Genomic DNA, 17,331 nt, shown 5'->3' on the forward strand with positions numbered 1-17,331 from the left:
GCCCGAGGGGCGCTTGAAACGGGCGCCCCCGCGGTCTAGCGAGAGCCATGGATTTCCTGAAGGACCGCCGGATCGTGCTGGCCCTGGCCGGCGCCGCCGTCGCGCTCGCCGCCGGCCTGGCGATCGCCTGGTCGCTGGTCGCCGGCCACCGCGGGGAGACGTCGGCCCCGCCGCCCGCCTCACACGCCGGACTGGTGATCGATTCCACCGGCGCGGCGCCGGGCCGCCTGGATCCCGCCAAGCCGCTGCGCTGCTTCGTCGCCGGCCAGCTTGTGGGCGACCTGACCCTGGCCGACTGCGCCCGGCGCAACGGGGTGGCCACCGACGCCCTCGACGTGGGGATCGACCAAAGCGGCGCCCTGGCGGCGGCCGACCAGGCCGGGACGGCGATCACCCCCCTGCCGCCCGGCGAGGGCAAGGTCGCCGAGGCGGAGCCGGCCGAGCCCGCGCCGGCCGCCGTCGCTCCGCAGGCGGCCGCCGGGCCGACCGACGCCTGCTGGCGCTACGCCGCGGGCCAGTGGCGCAGGCTCACCCCCGACATGCCGCTCGCCGCCTGCGCCCAGGCTCTGTTCGCGGGCCGGTGCGAGCGGATCGGGGAGGCGGCCTACGGGCGCTGGGCGGCCCAGACCCTGCGGCTGGTCCCGGGGCGGATCGAGACTTCGGGCGACAACCGCAATTTCCGCCCGCTGATGGAGCAGCCCGGGTGCCCGCCGCCCGGCTGACGGCTCGCGCGACGGAATTTACCCGTGTAGGATCGGCCCCATGCAACGCCTTGCCTTTGTGACCGCCGCCGCAGCCTGCGCCGTGGCCCTCTCCGCCTGCAGCCAGCGCACCGAGCCGCCCGGCGATCCGGGGATCTGCTACCACGTGTCGCCCCAGAAGGACGGCAAGCTGAAGTACTTCAAGCTGGTCAACGCCGCGAACCTGGAAACCTGCGCCGCGAATCTTGAAGCCATGCGGCTGAAGTTCCTGCGGATGGGCGGGTCGCAGCAGGATATTCTTGGCGCCTATCAAGCGAATTTCCTGTTTCTTCAACAGGAAGGCGTGTTGACTTCAACGAGCCTGGAAGGCCCGCGTTACGTCGCCCTGGTGCGCACCGGCGACGGCCGGCTGGCCATTCCCGGCGCCATGCCGACGCAGTAGCCGGCGCGAAAGCCTGTGGACGGTTCCCTTGGATCGTGAACGTAACGGGAACAAAGTCCTTGCTCACCCGTTAACGGGTCGCTAGCTTGCGCGCGGGCTGACAGCCCGCAACCACGGAAGCTTAGGACATCGACATGGCGGGCAGCGTCAACAAGGTCATTCTGATCGGCAACCTCGGGGCCGACCCCGAAATCCGCTCGCTCACCTCCGGGGACCGGGTGGCGAACCTGCGGGTCGCGACCTCGGAGACCTGGCGCGATCGCGGCACCGGCGAGCGCAAGGAAAAGACCGAGTGGCACCGGGTCGTGGTGTTCAACGAGAACATCGTCAAGGTCTGCGAGCAGTACCTGCGCAAGGGCGCGAAGATCTACGTCGAGGGCTCGATCCAGACCCGCAAATGGTCCGACCAGTCGGGTGTCGAGAAGTATTCCACCGAGATCGTGCTGCAGAAATTTCGCGGCGAGCTGACCATGCTGGACGGCCGCGGCGACGGCGACGGCGCGCGCGAGGAGGGTGGCTACAACGCCGGCTTCGCCTCGGGTCCGCGCGCCCAGAGCTCCGCGCCCCGGGAGGACTTCTCCGCCGATCTGGACGACGAGATCCCGTTCTAGCTAGCCGGCGGGCGCGGCGGGGTCCGGGCAGGTCTCGCTCAGCCGCCGCGCGTCGGTGGTCGCGTGCACCGGGACGCTCAGGCCGCCGATCTGCGGCGTGATCCGCGCTTCCAGGTGCATGGTTTCGGCGGTGAAGGTCCCCTGGCCGGAAATCGGGATCGCCGGGCCGTCGCGCGTGGCGCAGGTCCCTTCCAGCCGCATCTTGCCCGCGCCGATCTCCTTGGTGGGATAGGTGCAGGTGTAGATGTGGTTGATCTTGCCTTCCATGAACTTGGCGACGTCGGCCGGCTGGAGGCAGCGGCGCTCGGTCTTCTGGGTCGGGAAGGGCGAGGTGACCTTGCTGGTGGTCTCCCAATAGCCGGGGCTGATCGCCTTCTGGGCCGCGGCTGGACCGGCCAGCGCCAGGGCCAAGGCCGACAGGGCGGGGAACGAGAGCAGGACGGCGAAGCGTTTCATCTCGGGACCTAAAACACGCGATTGCGGCGGAGTTGGGAGCGCCCGATCCAATCCGCAAGCGACGCAAAGCTCAAGAGGCGGCCTCGACGGCCGCCGCGTTGCGTTCTCGGATCGCCTGGCCGGCCTCGTCGTAGAGGAACGGCAGGAAGGCGTAGCGCCGGCCGCGGGTGACGGGCGTGGCTTCGTGTTGCAGGCTGCAACAGAACACCACGGCCCCGCCGGTCGGGGGGCGATAGGTGCGGCGGCCGAACTCGGGAAAGCGCAGGTCGCCGCCTTCGAAGTCCTCGGCGTTCAGGTTGATCGAGACTGCGAAGCGGCGGTGCGCCGTGGCCAGGGTCTCGTTGTCCCGGTGCGGGCGGAAATAGCCGCCGTCCGCGGCGTCGTAGCAGGCGACGAGGTAGCGCTCGAGGCGGGTGGCGGTGAATTGGAACACCCGCTCGATCGCCGGGGTCAGGCGCTTGCGGATTCGGCTCATCAATTCGTCCTGGATCGGCTTCTCGCGCAGGAACAGGTCGCGACGGCGCTTGAAATCGTCGAGCACGCCCACGGTGCGGCCGTCCACGTCGCGCATCACCCCGGAGGGCGCGCCGCCCTGCGCTTCGTAGGTGGCGATCAGCCGCTGGCACAGTTCGGGCTCCAGCACCCGGGGCAGGATCAGAACGGGCGCGCGGAGTTCCGCGCCGGCATAGTCGTCGACCGGCGGCAAGGCTTCGATGCGGGCGTAGAGCTCGTCCAGGTCGTCGAACGCGATCGTCGCAAGCGTTCGGTGGGTCGGATCGAGCAGCAGCCAGTAGGGGTGCTCGCCGCCCCGGTCGTCGAGGGCGCCGTAGAGGCGGCTGACCCGCCCCTCGGCGTCGAGGAACCAGCGCAGGCCCGGGCGCTGGTTGCGCGCCTGGGCGATCGAGGCGGCGTCGCGCAGCACCAGAAAGGCCGACAGGTGCTCGTCGTCGAACCGGGCGCGGTGCGCCTGGAAGGCGTTGAAGGCGGCGTCCCGCCGCGGCCCTGACGGGGGCATGAAGCCCAGCAGGATGTAGCGCCCGGTGGTGGCGCTGAAAGCGAATTTCGGATTGCTCGGCGACGGCGCAACGAACCAGGGCGCGGGGTCGCCGGGCTCCAGCGGCGGCGTCCAGGGGGAGGGTGTCGGCGCGTCCATCAGGCGGCGGGCTCCGTAAGGGTCCGCGCGCGATAGGCCTCCAGGATATCCGCCCCCGCCTGGTCGTAGAAGAACGGCAGGAAGGCGTAGCGCCGTCCCGCCGTCACCCGGGTCGCCTCGTGCAGCAGGGAGCAGGAGAACACCGTCGCCCCGCCGGGCGGCGGGCGGTAGGTGCGCGGGCCATACTCCGCGAACCGCAGGTCGCCGCCCGCATAGCCGTCGTTGAGGTTCATCGAGCAGGCGAAGCGGCGGTGCGCGGTCCCCTGGGTCGTGGAATCGCGGTGCGGGTGGAAGACCGCGCCGTCGTCGGCGTCGTAGCAGCTCACGACGTACCGCTCGATGTGGGTGACCCGGAACCCGAGGCCTCGCTCCACCATGGGGAACAGCCGCCGCTCCAGCCGGTCGCGCAGGATCGCCTGCAGGGCCTCGTCCTCGACCAGCACGTCGCGGCGGCGCTTCAGCTCGTCCATGACCATCACCGTGCGCGCGCCCTCGTCGCGCATCACCCCGGTGAACGCCCCGCCGTCGGCCTGATGCAGGGCGATCAGCCGCTGGCACAGCTCCGGTTCGAAAATCCGCGGGACGGTCAGCACCGGCGCGTGCATCGGCGTCCCCGCGTGGTCGGCGGGCGGGCGCAGCCGGGCGACCATGTCGAAGATCTGCTGGCCGGCGGCGAGCTGCACGCGGGCGACCGCCCGCAGAGTCGGGTCGAGCAGAAGCCACATAGGCGCGTCGGTTCCGTCGGCCTGCAGGACCCCATAGAGGCGGCTGACGTCGCCCTCCACGTCGAGCACCCAGTGCAGACCCTGCATGTCCTGCGCCGTGGCCGCGGTCTGCGGGTCGCGGGCCACGACGAAGGCGCTCAGCGTCTGGTCGTCGAAACGGGCGCGATGGGTCGCCAGCAGCCTCAGGGCTTCCGCTGCGGCCGGCGCGTCGTCCTTCGGCAGGAAGACCATCAGCACATAGCGACCAGCCGCGGTGTCGAACACGAATTGCGGGTTCGTGGGGGTCGGCGCCGTGAACCAGGGGGCGGCCTCGCCGAGGTTCAGGGGCATGGGCTCAGGGACTTGCGGGCGGGCGGCATGGACGGACGAGACCTTGTGGAAACTGCTTCTTAGGACGCCGCCAGCCCGCGGTCACCGTCCGCGATGGGTCGCGATGCAGTCTTCGCCAGAGTGTTGCTATTGCACTCCGCGCGTGCGTGCGCGCGTACGCGCGCACGAAAGTTGGCGTCGGGGTCTTCAGGATGCTAACCATGGACCCCACATACGAAGTCCGATTCTAACGGCTAAATCCCTCCCTTGACCGACGAAAACACTACCCCGCCGGCCGACCGGCATGGGGGCATCGCCCCTATCGCGATCGAAGACGAGCTGAAGCGCTCCTACCTCGACTACGCCATGAGCGTGATCGTGAGCCGGGCGCTGCCCGACGTCCGCGACGGCCTGAAGCCTGTGCACCGGCGGATCCTGTTCTCGATGAACGAGCAGGGCCACACGCCGGACCGTTCCTATGTGAAGTCGGCGCGCGTGGTCGGCGACGTCATGGGCAAATACCATCCCCACGGCGACCTTGCGATCTACGACACCCTGGTGCGGATGGCGCAGCCCTTCTCCATGGGCCTCCTGCTGATCGACGGTCAGGGCAACTTCGGCTCGGTGGACAACGATCCGCCCGCGGCTATGCGCTACACCGAGTGCCGGCTGACCAAGGCGGCCATGTCGATCCTGGCGGACCTCGACAAGGACACCGTCGACTTCAAGGACAACTACGACGGCTCCGAGCACGAGCCGGTGGTGCTGCCGAGCCGCATCCCGAACCTGCTGGTCAACGGCGCGGGCGGCATCGCCGTGGGCATGGCGACCAACATCCCGCCCCACAACCTGGGCGAGGTGATCGACGCCTGCCTGGCCTACATCGACGATCCGGAGATCTCGCTGGAGGCTCTGCTCGACATCGTGCCGGGGCCGGACTTCCCCACCGGCGGCCAGATCATCGGCCGCACCGGCGCGCGCAACGCCCTGATGACCGGCCGCGGCTCGGTGATCATGCGCGGCGTGGCGACGATCGAGGAGATCCGCAAGGAACGCGAAGCGATCGTCATCCACTCGATCCCCTACCAGCTCAACAAGGCCGGCCTGGTCGAGCGCATCGCCGAGCTGGTGCGCGAGAAGCGGATCGAGGGCATTTCCGACCTGCGCGACGAGAGCGACCGGCAGGGCATGCGCATCGTCATCGAGATGAAGCGCGACGCCACCGCCGACGTGATCCTCAACCAGCTCTACCGCTACACGCCCCTGCAGTCGTCGTTCGGCGTCAACATGCTGGCCCTGAACCGCGGACGCCCCGAGCAGATGGGCCTGCAGGAGATGGTCACCGCCTTCGTGAAATTCCGCGAAGAGGTGGTGGAGCGCCGGACCAAGTTCGAGCTCTCCAAGGCGCGCGACCGGGGCCACGTGCTGGTCGGCCTCGCCATTGCGGTCGCCAATATCGATGAATTCATCCACATCATCCGCTCCTCCAAGGACCCGGCGGAGGCGCGCGAGCGCCTGATCGCCAAGGATTGGCCGGCCGGCGACATGCTGCCGCTGGTCGAGCTGATCGCCGACCCGCGCACCCTGGTCATCGACGCGAACCTGATCCGCCTCTCCGACGAGCAGGCCCGCGCCATCCTGGCGCTGACGCTCTCGCGCCTGACCGGCCTCGGCCGCGACGAGATCTTCGGCGAAGCCCAGACGCTGGCCGACGCGATCCAGGGGTATCTGGAGCTGCTGGCCTCGCGCGAGGCCGTGATGGCCATCGTCCGCGAGGAGCTGGTGGAGGTCCGCAACGCCTTCGCCGTGCCGCGCCGCACCGAGATCGTCGAGGGCGACGCCGACGTCGAGGACGAAGACCTGATCGCCCGCGACGACATGGTGATCACCGTCACCCACGGCGGCTATGTGAAGCGCACGCCGCTGTCGATCTACCGCACCCAGCATCGCGGCGGCAAAGGCCGCTCGGGCATGTCGACCAAGGACGAGGATGCGGTGACCCGCGTCTTCTCGGCCAACACCCACACGCCGATGCTGTTCTTCTCCTCCGGCGGCAAGGTCTACAAGCTGAAGGTGTGGCGCCTGCCGATCGGCACCCCGACCTCGCGCGGCAAGGCCTGGGTCAACATCCTGCCCATCGAGCCTGGCGAAAGCATCACCTCGATCCTGCCGCTGCCCGAGGACGAGGCCACCTGGGACCAGTACGACGTGATGTTCGCCACCCGTTCCGGCGGGGTGAGGCGCAACAAGCTGTCGGACTTCGTGGACGTCCGCCGCAACGGCAAGATCGCCATGAAGCTCGACGAGGGCGACCAGATCGTGGGCGTCGGCACCTGCAACGCGGGCGTCAACGACATCCTGCTGACCACCGCGCTCGGCCGCTGCATCCGCTTCGCCACCGATGAGGTGCGGGTGTTCGCCGGCCGCGACTCCACCGGCGTGCGCGGCGTGCGCCTGGCCGAGGGCGACCGGGTCATCTCCATGGCGATCCTGCGCTCGGTCGACGCGACGCCGGCGGAGCGCAGCGCCTATCTGAAGCACGCCACCGCCATGCGCGCGGCGGCCAACGGCGAGGCCGGGGAGGGCGAGGACGCCGCGCCGGCCGACGAGGACGAGGCCGATGCAGACGGCGAGACCGTGACGCTCGGCCTCGAGCGGATCGCCGAGCTGGGCGCGGCCGAGGAGTTCATCCTGACGGTCTCCACAGAAGGCTACGGCAAGCGGTCTTCGGCCTACGACTTCCGGCGCACCGGCCGGGGCGGCCAGGGCCTGCTGGCCCAGGATCTCAGCAAGCGCGGCGGCCGGCTCGCCGCCTCCTTCCCCGTCGAGGACAGCGACCAGATCCTGCTGGTCACCGACCAGGGCCAGCTTATCCGCACCCCGGTGAGCCAGGTGCGCATCGCCAGCCGCAACACCCAGGGCGTGATCATCTTCCGCACGTCCGAAGACGAGCATGTGGTCTCGGTCGAACGCCTGGCCGACACCGGAGAGGATGACGCGGAGGCGGAGGCCGAAGGCGACGCGGGCGAGGGCGGCGACGCTCCGGACACCTCGGAAAGCTGAGGGCGGACAAGTTTCCCCTTGCCAGAACCTTGCGCGGCGGCGAAAGGCGAAGCCGAGGTTGTTGGGGGACCAAGCCGCATGACCCGCATTGGGCTCTATCCGGGCACCTTCGATCCCATCCACAACGGGCACACCGACATCATCGGCCGGGCCGTGAAGCTGGTCGACAAGCTGGTGCTGGGCGTCGCCATCGACACCGGCAAGGCCCCGATGTTCGATCTCGACGAGCGGGTGGCCATTGTCGAGGAGACGGTCGCGCCCTTTCGCGGCGCCACGGAGATCGTGGTCGAGCCCTACGAGGGCCTGACCATGCACTTCGCCCGCAAGATCGGCGCCGGGATCGTCGTACGGGGCCTGCGCGCCGTGGCCGACTTCGAGTTCGAGTTCGCCCTGACCGCCATGAACCAGCAACTCGACCGCGAGATCGAGACGGTGTTCCTGATGGCGGACCCCCGCCATCTGGCGATCGCCTCGAGGCTGGTGAAGGAGATCGCCCTGCTCGGCGGCGACGTCGCGAAGTTTGTCAGCCCCAGCGTCAAGGACCGGCTGATGGCCAAGGCCGGCCGCGACTGATCCGCAGCGCTGGCGTCCGGCCCGCCGGCCCATTACGAAGAGCCTCATGAGAACCCTTCTGTTCGCCGCCTGCGCCGCGGCCGTCGCCGTCACGGCGTCCGCCGCCCCCAAGGACAAGGCCAAGACGCCGCCGGCTCCGGCCGCGAAGCCTGCCGCCCCCGCCGCGCCTTCCGCGCCCGGTCCCGCCGACTGGCGCACGCCCGACCCGAACAATGTGCTGGTGATCGACACCAACAAGGGCCGCATCGTCCTGGAAATGATCCCCGAGGTCGCGCCGCAGCACGTCGCCCAGATCCGCGCGCTGGCGCACGAGAACTTCTACGACGGCCTCAAGTTCTTCCGGGTCATCGACAAGTTCATGGACCAGACCGGGGACCCGCAGAACAACGGCCAGGGCGGCTCGTCGAAGCCCAATGTGCCCGCCGAGTTCACCTTCCGGCGCGGCGCCGACCTGCCGTTCGCCATGGCCGCCGACCAGACCGTCGCCGAGATCGGCTTCATCAAGTCGATGCCGGTCGAGAGCCAGTCCATGGCGCTCTCGGTCATGACCAAGGATCAGAAAGTCACCGCCTGGGGCCTCTATTGCCCCGGCGTCGCCGGCATGGCGCGGGACGACAACCCCGACAGCGGCAACAGCCAGTTCTTCCTGATGCGCTACGCCTATCCCTCGCTGGAGCGGAAATACACCGCCTGGGGCCGGGTGATCAGCGGCCAGGATGTGGTCCGGGCGATCAAGGCCGGCGAGCCGGTGGAGCAGCCGCAGGACTATATGGAACACGTCCGCCTGCTGGCCGATTTGCCGGAGGCGACCCGCCCGAAGGTGCGGGTGATCGACACCAAGGGACCGTGGTTCAAGGGTGAGATCGATCGGGTCCGCGCCGCCAAGGGCGCGGACTTCACGGCCTGTGATGTCGATATTCCTGTTGAGGTGAAATGATGGCCCCCAAATCCAAGGCGAAAGCCGCGACCCAGACCCCGGCGAAGAGCAAGGACGACGAGAACACCCTGATCATGGAGCTGGCCACGGGTCCGGTGACGATCAAGCTGCGCCCGGATCTGGCGCCGCAGCACGTGGCGCGGATCAAGGAGCTGGCGCGGGAAGGCTTCTATGACGGGGTCGTTTTCCACCGGGTGATTCCCGGGTTCATGGCCCAGGGCGGCGACCCGACGGGGACCGGCTCGGGCGGCTCGAAGAAGCCCAATCTGCCCGCGGAATTCTCGCGCGAGCCGCATGTGCGCGGCGTTTGCTCCATGGCGCGGACGGCCAACCCCAACTCGGCCAACAGCCAGTTCTTCATCTGCTTCGACGACGCCACCTTCCTCGACAACCAGTACACGGTGTGGGGCGAGGTGACCGAGGGCATGGAGCACATCGACGCCCTGCCCAAGGGCGAGCCGCCCCGCGATCCGGGCAAGATCGTCTCGATGAAGGTCGCGGCGGACGCCTGAATCCGCGATCTAGCGCCCCGGCCACCGGCTGGGGTCGCCGCCGACCGGGCCGTCCCAGGCCAGTGTGGCGATCAACGGGTAGTGGTCCGAGCCCAGCTTCGGCCCGCGCTCGACCTTCACCGTGCGCCACAGGCCTCCGGCATAGACGTGGTCGATCGGCAGGAACGGGATCGGAAAGGCCCGGCCGTTCAGCATCGGCAGCCGCGCCGGCCAGCTCGGCAGGGCGCGGTCGCGCCGCTCCAGCCCGATCCCCGCCTCGGCTTGGCGGCGCAGGAAGGACCACTGGGTCGAGTTGAAGTCGCCGGCGAGGATGGCGCTGGGGCGATCGATGGTGTCGAGGGTGAGCGTCAGGTGGAGAGCCTCCGACCGCGCGCGCCGCGACGGGATCGGCCAGCCCTGGTGGGCGCCCACGAAGGCGAAGGGCTTCCCGTCAAAGCCATAGACCACCGGCCAGTTCAGATAGAACCCTTGCCCCGGCAGGTCGTGGACGTCCCAGTTCACCCGGGTGCGGATGAAAGGGTGGCGCGCGGCGACGACGATGTTGTCGGCCGAATAGGTCTCCAGGCCGGTGGCCTGGCGGAGGCGTGTCTCCAAGGCGGGATGGGGCTCGATCACCACCACCAGGTCGGGGTTCTGCGCGGCGATCCATGCCGCCACGCGGTCGGGGTCGCTGTGGATGTTCCAGGCGTTGAATTCGACCACCTTGACCTGGTGCGGCGCCGAAGCTTCGGCTCTGGGAGACCGCGGGCGGGTGAAGTCGGGCAGGATCAGGCCCCCGGCGGCCAGGACGGCGACCAGGGCCGCCAGGCGGATCAGCGTTCCGCGCAGCACGCTGGGCGACGCCCAGGACAGGATGAAGGCCACCGCGCCCGCCGCCAGCCAGATCAGGGCGAAGTGGGCCAGGAGATCCAGCTTGTCGTTCCAGCGGCCGCCCTGGGCGCCCACGGCGGCCGCCGCGGCGCCCAGCGCGAGCGCGGCGGCCGCGGCTTCCAGGCCCCAGCGGAAAGTCAGCCAAAGATTGCGCATGAGCGCTCCTAGCACCGGCCAAGCTTGACCGCGAGCCGTTCGCGTGCGCTTCACGCGCCGGCCATGCAACTTGCCGATTTCGATTTCGACCTGCCCGACGACCGCATCGCCCTGCGGCCGGCCAGCCCGCGGGACGCGGCCCGCCTGCTGGTCGTCGAGCCGGGCGGGGCGCTTCGAGATCTCACCGTGCGCGACCTGCCCAGCGAGCTGCGCGCCGGCGACGTCCTGGTGCTGAACGACACGCGGGTGATCCCGGCGCGGCTGAAGGGGGTGCGCCATCGAGGCGAGAGCCGCGTGGCGGTCGAGGCGACCCTGCACCGCCGGCTGTCGCCGCACCGATGGACGGCCTTCATGCGGCCCGGCAAGCGGCTGGCCGAAGGCGACCGGGTCGTGTTCGGGGACGTCTCGGACCGCGCCTGCCTGCTGGGCGCGCTGGACGCCACGGTGACCGGCAAGGGCGAGGGCGGGGAGGTGACGCTGAGCTTCGACCTCTCCGGGCCTGACCTGGACGCCGTGATCGCCGAGCGCGGGTCGATGCCGCTGCCGCCCTATATCGCGGCCAAGCGCGCGCAGGACGCGCAGGACCGGCGCGACTACCAGACGGTCTATGCGCAGGAGGACGGCTCGGTGGCGGCGCCGACCGCGGGCCTTCACTTCACGCCGGAGCTGTTCGCCCGGCTGGCCGACGCCGGCGTCGAGACGGCCTTCGTCACGCTCCACGTGGGCGCGGGCACCTTCCTGCCGGTGAAGACCGAGGCAGTATCCGAACATCGGATGCATCCGGAGTGGGGCGAGGTCGACGCGGCCACGGCGGAACGACTGAACGCGGTCCGTCGCGCGGGCGGGCGCATCGTCTGCGTCGGGACCACATCCCTGCGCCTGCTGGAGTCGGCGACGGGCGAGGACGGCGCGGTCCGGCCCTTTGTGGGCGAGACGGCGATCTTCATCACCCCCGGCTACCGCTTCCGCGCCGCCGACGGCCTGATGACCAACTTCCACCTGCCGAAGTCGACGCTGTTCATGCTGGTGAGCGCATTTGCGGGGCTTGGCGCCATGCGGCAGGCCTACGCCCACGCCATCGCCTCCGGCTACCGCTTCTATTCCTACGGCGACACGAGTCTGCTTTGGAAGGCGGCCTGATGGCGGCCTTTCCGTTCACGATCGCGGCGACCGACGGCAAGGCGCGGACCGGCGTGCTCGCCACGCCGCGGGGCGAGATCCGCACGCCTGCCTTCATGCCGGTCGGCACGGCGGGCACGGTCAAGGCGCTGACCGTCGAGCAGGTGGCCCAGACCGGCGCAGACATCCTGCTGGGCAACACCTACCACCTGATGCTGCGGCCCACCGCCGAGCGTGTCGCGCGCCTGGGCGGGCTGCACCGGTTCATGCGCTGGGAGAAGCCCATCCTCACCGACTCAGGCGGCTTCCAGGTCATGTCGCTGTCGAAGATCTCCAAGGTCACCGAGGAGGCGGTCACCTTCCAGAGCCACATCGACGGCTCCCGGCACGTGCTCACGCCCGAACGCTCCATCGAGATCCAGGCCGATCTGCTGGGCGCCGACATCGTCATGCAACTCGACGAGCTGGTGGCCCTGCCGGCCACCGACGACCGGGCCGGCGAGGCCATGCGCCGCTCCGCGCGCTGGGGCGAGCGGTCCAAGGCCGCGTTCGGCCAGCGCGAGTCCCAGGCCCTGTTCGGCATCCAGCAGGGGGGCATGTCGCCGGCGCTGCGCCGCGAAAGCGCCGAGCGGCTGATCGGCGCCGGCTTCGACGGTTACGCCATCGGCGGCCTGGCGGTGGGCGAGGGGCACGAGGGCATGGTCGAGGTGCTCGACTACGCGCCGGACATGCTGCCGCCGGAGCGGCCGCGCTATCTGATGGGGGTCGGAAAACCCATCGACATCGTCGAGGCGGTGGCCCGGGGCGTCGACATGTTCGACTGCGTTCTGCCCACCCGGTCCGGGCGGCACGGCCAGGCCTGGACCTGGGATGGGGCGGTCAACCTCAAGAACGCCCGCTTCACCGACGACGAGGCGCCGCTCGACGAGACCAGCGCCTGCCCGGCGTCGCGGGACTATTCCAAGGCCTATCTGCACCACTTGGTGAAGTCCGAGGAGATCCTCGGCCAGGTGCTGCTGTCGTGGCACAACCTGGCCTTCTTCCAGACCCTGATGGCGGCCCTGCGCGCCGCGATCGCCGAGGGGCGGATGGAGGCCTTCCGGCGTGATGTCGCCGCACGGCAGGCCCGGCGCTGATGGCCGAGCCCGCGCCGCGCTTGGGCGGGCCCGCTCGACTGGTCTTCATCGCAGCGCTCGCGGCCTATGGCGCGGTCGCGGGCTGGCTCGTCTGGCGCACTTCGATCCTCGAAGCCTATTCGGACATGTATGACTGGGTGGAGCGGTGGCGGCGGCTACAGGCGGACGGCGACTTCGGCCGTTATTTCTGGGCGCCGCACAACTTCCACCACCTGGTGTGGACCTTCGCGGTCCTCGACCTCGACATCGGCGCCTTCGGGGCCAGGAGCTACCTGTTCCTGGCGGTGGGCGTGGCCTGCCTGGCGGCGGTCGCCGCCATGCTGGCCTGGGCCGGCGCGGCGGCTGCGGGGCAAGGGCTGCGGCTGGTCGGCGGCGGCGTCGCTGCGGCCCTGTGCCTGATGGGCTGCAACGTGCTGGACGCCACCTCCGACATCGACACCACCTATGTCCACGCCCTGGTCTTCGCGGTGGCGGCGATCCTCCTCGCCGAGGCGCCGGGCGGCCGCCCGCGCCTTCGACTGGCCGCGGCCCTGGTCTGCGCGACGGCGGCGGGGCTCGGCAGCGCCGCAGGCCTGGCTGTCTGGCCGGCTTTGATGGTCGGGGCCTGGCGGCGCGGCGACCGGGTCGGGGGCCTGGCCGTGGCGGTCGCGGGCGGCGCGTTCAGCCTGCTCTATCTGGTCGGGCAGACGCCCGGAGCGGCCGCGGCGGCCGCGTCGCCGGGGTTGGCCGCTCATCTGGGAGACGCCACGGCCCTGGTGCTCAACTATCTTGGCCTGCCCTGGTTGCGCGCCCTGCCGCGGCTGGGCGCCGGGTTCGGCCTCGCGGTGCTGGGACTTTCGCTGGCGGCTCTGGCGTTGAAGGCGCGGCGCGGGGCGCCGTGGAGCGAGCGGGCGGCGGTCGGCCTGATCGCCTTCTCGCTGACCACGGCCCTGATGGCCGGCGCGGCGCGAACCGGCGTCATCGCGCCGGATCTGCTGCCGATGCGCTATTCGGTGTTCCTGGCGCCGTTGCACGTGGGCCTCTGGCTTCTCTTGCTGCCCTATCTGCGCTGCGCCTGGATCGCACGTCCCCACAGGCTGGAGATGCTGCTGATCGCGGCCTCTGCCGTGATGCTGGCCCACCAGGCGGTGATGACGGTCTATGCGGTGCGCACGGCCGACGCCAACCTGCGGTTCATCGCCGACTTCCGGGAGGGCCGGCGCTATCCGCAAATGCAGCCGATCGTCTACGGCGATCTTGGACATGTGCTCGGCCTGGCCGACTGGATGAGGCGCGAAGGCCTCTATCAGCGCGAGCTGCGGCGCGATCCGCCGGTTCAGCCGCCGGCTGGCGGACGGGATACTTCGGCTTCATCGACTGGTCGATGAACGACATCCCGGCCCGGCGTCAGCGCCCGCGCGCACTTGCGCGGGAAAGGTGCGGCGCCTAAGGTCCGCGCCGCTTCGCCAAGGGCTGTTCAAGGCCCCCCGCGTCGTGGGCCGGTAGCTCAGTGGTAGAGCATTCGACTTTTAATCGAATGGTCGTGAGTTCGAACCTCACCCGGCCTACCAGACGCCGCCTTGTATCGCGCGGCGCAGATCATAAGTGACGGCTATTCCGCCAGAAGGCGGATCCTCAGAAACAGGTTTGCGAGCGATGGCCGGAGCTTTTGGAGCCCAATCGACGGCCGATGAGGTGCTGGAGGGCGTAGATCTCAGAGGCAAGCGCATCCTCGTGACGGGCGTGTCGGCGGGGCTCGGCGCCGAGACCGCCCGCGCCCTCGCGGCGCACGGCGCCCATGTGGTGGGCGCGGCCCGCGACCTGCGAAAGGCGCAGGCCGCCACCGAGGCGGCGCGCACCGAGGCGGCCCCCGGCGGCGGCCTGGACCTCGTGGAACTGGACTTGGCGTCGCTGGCCAGTGTGCGCGCCTGCGCCGACAGGCTGGTGGCGGCCGGCGAGGCGTTCGACGTTGTGATCGCCAACGCCGGCGTCATGGCCACGCCGTTCGGTAAGACCGCCGACGGCTTCGAGACGCAGTTCGGGACCAACCACCTGGGCCATTTCGTGCTGGTGAACCGGATCGCCGATCTGCTGAAGCCCGGGTCACGGCTGGTCAACCTGTCGTCCGCCGGTCACCGGTTCTCCGACGTCGATCTGGAGGACCCCAACTTCGATCGCACGCCCTACGCCGAGTTCGTCGCCTATGGCCGGTCCAAGACCGCGAACATCCTGTTCGCCGTGGAGTTCGATCGCCGCCACAAGGCGCGCGGCGTGCGCGCGACGGCCGTGCATCCCGGGGTCATCGCGACCGAGCTTGGCCGGCACATGACGCCGGAGGTGCGCGCGCAGATCATCCCGCCCACACCGGACGCGGCCGAGCCGCCGATTCCGTGGAAGACGATCCCGCAGGGCGCCGCGACCTCGGTCTGGAGCGGTCTGGTGGCCGCCGCCGACGAGGTGGGCGGGCGCTATTGCGAGGACTGCCACGTCGCCGAGGTCGTGGATCTGGGCGCGGTCCGCGGCGGCGTGCGCCCCTATGCGCTCGATCCGGACACGGCGCGGGCGCTGTGGGCCAAGAGCGAGGCCATGGTTGGCGAGACCTTCTAGCTTCGGGATCGGGGCGCCGCTAGAATCGGGGACGCTGCGGCGGGCTACGACGGCCCTCCGGCGCGCCATGCCGGCCCCAGAACGGACGGAGGGTCAAAGCGTCCGCGCAAGCGCGCTTTCCCGCCGCAGCGCCTTGCCCTTTGCCGTCAGTGCGCGACCGCGAACAGCGGCGTCATGGGGCGGACGCCCTTGTCCGCATCCGCCGCGTGGCCGAGACGGTCAGGGAGACCGAAGGCGTCTTCGAGGGTCCGTAGCAGCGAATAGTGGTTGTAGGGCGTCTCGTCGCGGACGCCGTGCGCGCCGTGGTTGGTGATGACCACGGTCGGGATGTGGCCGCCCCCGAAGTTGGACGGCGCGTCCGGCGTGACGGCGCAGCAGCCGTCGCGGACCTTCCCGGCGCCTTCGTCGAAGGTGATCACGATGGCGAAGTTGCCGCGGCCCGCCCACGCCGGGGTGGCCTGGATCCGGCGCACCAGTTCGCCGGCGAAGGCGTCGCCGCGGCGGATCAGGCCCGCCTTGTTGGCGCCCTGGCAGTCGGCCGGCACGCCGTCGCCCGACAGGCCGTGCATCTCGTTGCACTGGTTGGGCACGATCAGGGCGAAGGCCGGCAGGTTGCCGCCCGCGAGGTCGCGGTCGAGTTGGTCGAAGCCCACGATGCGTTCGGCGCGATGCGGGTCGTTCTGCACGTCGGCGAAGTTCATGAAGCCGGAGTGCTTGGAGGCGTAGAGCGCCGTCTGGCGTGTGCCGTTGTCGAACCGCGGATCGCCGGCGATGACGGCCGGCGAGCCGGGCTCTGGCAAGGTCTCGTAGTAGCCCTTCCAGGTCAGGCCCGCCGCGGCGAGCTGGTCGCCGAGGTGCCGGGTGTGGACCGTGTGGTCGGCGTAGCCCGCGGCCATGGCCCCGTCGCAGAATGGGCGGGTGGACCCGGCCTTGCAGTAGTAGGCGTCGTCGTCATGGATGCCGAAGGTGTCGCCGCCGAGGATGGCGACGTAGTTGGCCTCGCTCGGATGGACCTCGCCGAAGAAGCGCGTGGCGTTGCCGTATCGCGAGGCGAGGCCCGCGATATTGGGCGCCGCAGCCGGATCGAGCACCTGGTCGTAGTCCTTGTTCTCCTCGACGATCACGAAGACATGGTCGTAGCGTGGGACACCCTCCAGGTTTGCGGCCCGGAGGGGCAGGGCGGCCGCAAGGGCCAGGGCGGCGACGATCGAAGCGACTGGGCGTTTCATGGATTCCTGCAGGCTCAGAGTTTGAAGCGGACGCCAGCCTCGTACGTCTGGCCGTAGAATTCACGCTGGATCGGGCGGTTGGCGCTGCCCTCGTAGTAGCGCAGCGGCGTGTCGAGCAGGTTCTTGGCGTTGAAATAGACGGTGAGCTGCGAATTGATCTGGTAGCTCGAGGTGAAGTCCATCGTCAGGCGCTTGTCCTGCAACACGTCGAGCGATTTGTCGCCGCCCAAGCCGAACAGGCTGTGGCTGACGTATTGGCTCGAAAGGCGCGCTTGAATGCCGTGGTCCTCGTAGAACGCGGCGAGGTTCCAGGTCACCTTCGACGTGCCGGGGAGCAGGCCGTACTGGGCGGTTCCCGAGCCGCTGGTCGCGGCATCGTATTCGAGGATCCGGGAGTCGACCAGCGTCAGGTTGGCTTCGGCGCCGAAGCCTGAGAAGGGATCCGGCAGGAAGGTGAACTTCTGCTGGTAGGCGAACTCCGCGCCCCGGGCGTAGGCCGAGGAGGTGTTCAGGAAGGTGGTCACGTTGGCAAGCTGGCCGGGGGCGAGGGGATCGGTGGTGGTCCCGTGCTGGACCCGCGGGACGATGTAGTTCCGGAATTCCTTGTCGAACAGGCCGACTTCCACGATGCCGCCGTTCGGCAGGTAGTACTCCAGCGACAGGTCGAAATTGTTGCCCGTGGTGGGCTTCAGGTCCGGGTTGCCGCGGAAGATCTCGACGGTGCCGGGATTGTTGGTGGTGTTGATCGAGGCG

At 69.8% G+C, this 17,331-nt stretch carries 17 protein-coding genes and 1 tRNA gene; 12 read left to right on the forward strand and 6 right to left on the reverse strand.

Translation table 11 applies throughout. From position 1 onward, the window contains the following. The first annotated feature begins 47 nt into the window (after window positions 1-47). The 3 genes from VNW53_RS06995 (at window position 48) to ssb (ending at window position 1,754) form a co-directional block, all read left to right on the forward strand. Complete coding sequence (locus VNW53_RS06995) at window positions 48-722, forward strand: hypothetical protein (protein WP_325554531.1); 675 nt, start codon at window positions 48-50, stop codon at window positions 720-722. A gap of 40 nt (window positions 723-762) precedes the next feature. Continuing rightward, a complete protein-coding gene (locus VNW53_RS07000; RefSeq protein WP_325554533.1) occupies window positions 763-1,143 on the forward strand; it encodes a hypothetical protein in 381 nt (126 codons plus the stop codon). Window positions 1,144-1,277: 134 nt separating this feature from the next. Beyond that, on the forward strand, window positions 1,278-1,754 hold the full coding sequence (gene ssb, locus VNW53_RS07005; RefSeq protein ID WP_325554534.1) for a single-stranded DNA-binding protein: 477 nt from the start codon (window positions 1,278-1,280) through the stop codon (window positions 1,752-1,754). Here ssb and VNW53_RS07010 read toward each other — a convergent pair whose 3' ends face one another. From VNW53_RS07010 to VNW53_RS07020, 3 genes are all read right to left on the reverse strand, one after another. Then, window positions 1,755-2,210, reverse strand: coding sequence for a DUF3617 domain-containing protein (locus VNW53_RS07010; protein WP_325554536.1), 456 nt, complete (start codon window positions 2,208-2,210; stop codon window positions 1,755-1,757). A gap of 70 nt (window positions 2,211-2,280) precedes the next feature. Beyond that, window positions 2,281-3,363 carry a 2OG-Fe(II) oxygenase gene (locus VNW53_RS07015; RefSeq protein ID WP_325554537.1) on the reverse strand — a complete coding sequence of 361 codons (1,083 nt, stop codon included), beginning with the start codon at window positions 3,361-3,363 and terminating at the stop codon, window positions 2,281-2,283. Next, on the reverse strand, window positions 3,363-4,418 hold the full coding sequence (locus VNW53_RS07020) for a 2OG-Fe(II) oxygenase (protein ID WP_325554538.1): 1,056 nt from the start codon (window positions 4,416-4,418) through the stop codon (window positions 3,363-3,365). Before VNW53_RS07020 ends, VNW53_RS07015 begins: the two co-directional genes overlap by 1 nt. Window positions 4,419-4,664: 246 nt before the next feature. Here VNW53_RS07020 and gyrA point away from each other — a divergent pair, with 246 nt between their 5' ends. The 4 genes from gyrA (at window position 4,665) to VNW53_RS07040 (ending at window position 9,482) form a co-directional block, all read left to right on the forward strand. Further along, window positions 4,665-7,460, forward strand: a complete 2,796-nt coding sequence (gene gyrA, locus VNW53_RS07025; protein ID WP_325554539.1) for a DNA gyrase subunit A — start codon at window positions 4,665-4,667, stop codon at window positions 7,458-7,460. A gap of 78 nt (window positions 7,461-7,538) precedes the next feature. Further along, the gene (coaD, locus tag VNW53_RS07030) at window positions 7,539-8,033 is read left to right on the forward strand and encodes a pantetheine-phosphate adenylyltransferase (RefSeq protein ID WP_325554540.1); all 495 of its coding nucleotides are present in this window, start codon (window positions 7,539-7,541) and stop codon (window positions 8,031-8,033) included. Between the two features lie 46 nt (window positions 8,034-8,079). Then, window positions 8,080-8,970: a peptidylprolyl isomerase gene (locus VNW53_RS07035; protein ID WP_325554541.1), complete on the forward strand. Its 891-nt coding sequence runs from the start codon at window positions 8,080-8,082 to the stop codon at window positions 8,968-8,970. Beyond that, window positions 8,970-9,482 (forward strand): peptidylprolyl isomerase, encoded by a 513-nt coding sequence (locus VNW53_RS07040; protein WP_325554542.1) that lies wholly within the window; start codon window positions 8,970-8,972, stop codon window positions 9,480-9,482. Before VNW53_RS07035 ends, VNW53_RS07040 begins: the two co-directional genes overlap by 1 nt. 9 nt (window positions 9,483-9,491) lie before the next feature. On the opposite strand, the gene VNW53_RS07045 is transcribed toward VNW53_RS07040, so the two are convergent. Beyond that, window positions 9,492-10,508, reverse strand: coding sequence for an endonuclease/exonuclease/phosphatase family protein (locus VNW53_RS07045; RefSeq protein WP_325554544.1), 1,017 nt, complete (start codon window positions 10,506-10,508; stop codon window positions 9,492-9,494). 63 nt (window positions 10,509-10,571) lie between these two features. Here VNW53_RS07045 and queA point away from each other — a divergent pair, with 63 nt between their 5' ends. The 5 genes from queA to VNW53_RS07070 all read left to right on the forward strand — a co-directional run bounded on the left by queA (window position 10,572) and on the right by VNW53_RS07070 (window position 15,349). Further along, on the forward strand, window positions 10,572-11,648 hold the full coding sequence (gene queA, locus VNW53_RS07050; protein WP_325554545.1) for a tRNA preQ1(34) S-adenosylmethionine ribosyltransferase-isomerase QueA: 1,077 nt from the start codon (window positions 10,572-10,574) through the stop codon (window positions 11,646-11,648). Beyond that, window positions 11,648-12,763: a tRNA guanosine(34) transglycosylase Tgt gene (gene tgt / locus VNW53_RS07055; protein ID WP_325554546.1), complete on the forward strand. Its 1,116-nt coding sequence runs from the start codon at window positions 11,648-11,650 to the stop codon at window positions 12,761-12,763. The genes queA and tgt overlap by 1 nt, the downstream gene beginning before the upstream one ends. Next, entirely contained in the window at window positions 12,763-14,130 is a 1,368-nt protein-coding gene (locus VNW53_RS07060; protein ID WP_325554548.1) for a hypothetical protein, read from the forward strand. Before tgt ends, VNW53_RS07060 begins: the two co-directional genes overlap by 1 nt. A 108-nt stretch (window positions 14,131-14,238) precedes the next feature. Continuing rightward, window positions 14,239-14,313, forward strand: a tRNA-Lys gene (locus VNW53_RS07065). 85 nt (window positions 14,314-14,398) lie between these two features. After that, window positions 14,399-15,349: an SDR family NAD(P)-dependent oxidoreductase gene (locus VNW53_RS07070; RefSeq protein ID WP_325554550.1), complete on the forward strand. Its 951-nt coding sequence runs from the start codon at window positions 14,399-14,401 to the stop codon at window positions 15,347-15,349. 146 nt (window positions 15,350-15,495) lie between these two features. On the opposite strand, the gene VNW53_RS07075 is transcribed toward VNW53_RS07070, so the two are convergent. Both VNW53_RS07075 and VNW53_RS07080 read right to left on the reverse strand, forming a co-directional pair. Further along, a complete protein-coding gene (locus tag VNW53_RS07075; RefSeq protein WP_325554552.1) occupies window positions 15,496-16,578 on the reverse strand; it encodes an alkaline phosphatase family protein in 1,083 nt (360 codons plus the stop codon). A 14-nt stretch (window positions 16,579-16,592) separates the two neighbouring features. After that, the coding region (locus VNW53_RS07080) for a TonB-dependent receptor domain-containing protein (RefSeq protein WP_325554553.1) at window positions 16,593-17,331 on the reverse strand (739 nt) is incomplete at its 5' end.

This window comes from Phenylobacterium sp. (genome assembly GCF_035569475.1).
Lineage (GTDB): Bacteria > Pseudomonadota > Alphaproteobacteria > Caulobacterales > Caulobacteraceae > Phenylobacterium.

Bases quoted from the DNA above. Each gene is read 5' to 3' on its own strand.
- VNW53_RS07020 (WP_325554538.1), bottom strand. From the start codon at position 4,418: ATGCCCCTGAACCTCGGCGAGGCCGCCCCCTGGTTCACGGCGCCGACC.
- ssb (WP_325554534.1), top strand. From the start codon at position 1,278: ATGGCGGGCAGCGTCAACAAGGTCATTCTGATCGGCAACCTCGGGGCC.
- VNW53_RS07040 (WP_325554542.1), top strand. From the start codon at position 8,970: ATGGCCCCCAAATCCAAGGCGAAAGCCGCGACCCAGACCCCGGCGAAG.
- VNW53_RS07075 (WP_325554552.1), bottom strand. From the start codon at position 16,578: ATGAAACGCCCAGTCGCTTCGATCGTCGCCGCCCTGGCCCTTGCGGCC.
- tgt (WP_325554546.1), top strand. From the start codon at position 11,648: ATGGCGGCCTTTCCGTTCACGATCGCGGCGACCGACGGCAAGGCGCGG.
- VNW53_RS07045 (WP_325554544.1), bottom strand. From the start codon at position 10,508: ATGCGCAATCTTTGGCTGACTTTCCGCTGGGGCCTGGAAGCCGCGGCC.
- VNW53_RS07035 (WP_325554541.1), top strand. From the start codon at position 8,080: ATGAGAACCCTTCTGTTCGCCGCCTGCGCCGCGGCCGTCGCCGTCACG.
- coaD (WP_325554540.1), top strand. From the start codon at position 7,539: ATGACCCGCATTGGGCTCTATCCGGGCACCTTCGATCCCATCCACAAC.
- VNW53_RS07000 (WP_325554533.1), top strand. From the start codon at position 763: ATGCAACGCCTTGCCTTTGTGACCGCCGCCGCAGCCTGCGCCGTGGCC.
- VNW53_RS07060 (WP_325554548.1), top strand. From the start codon at position 12,763: ATGGCCGAGCCCGCGCCGCGCTTGGGCGGGCCCGCTCGACTGGTCTTC.
- VNW53_RS07070 (WP_325554550.1), top strand. From the start codon at position 14,399: ATGGCCGGAGCTTTTGGAGCCCAATCGACGGCCGATGAGGTGCTGGAG.
- VNW53_RS07015 (WP_325554537.1), bottom strand. From the start codon at position 3,363: ATGGACGCGCCGACACCCTCCCCCTGGACGCCGCCGCTGGAGCCCGGC.
- VNW53_RS06995 (WP_325554531.1), top strand. From the start codon at position 48: ATGGATTTCCTGAAGGACCGCCGGATCGTGCTGGCCCTGGCCGGCGCC.
- queA (WP_325554545.1), top strand. From the start codon at position 10,572: ATGCAACTTGCCGATTTCGATTTCGACCTGCCCGACGACCGCATCGCC.
- VNW53_RS07010 (WP_325554536.1), bottom strand. From the start codon at position 2,210: ATGAAACGCTTCGCCGTCCTGCTCTCGTTCCCCGCCCTGTCGGCCTTG.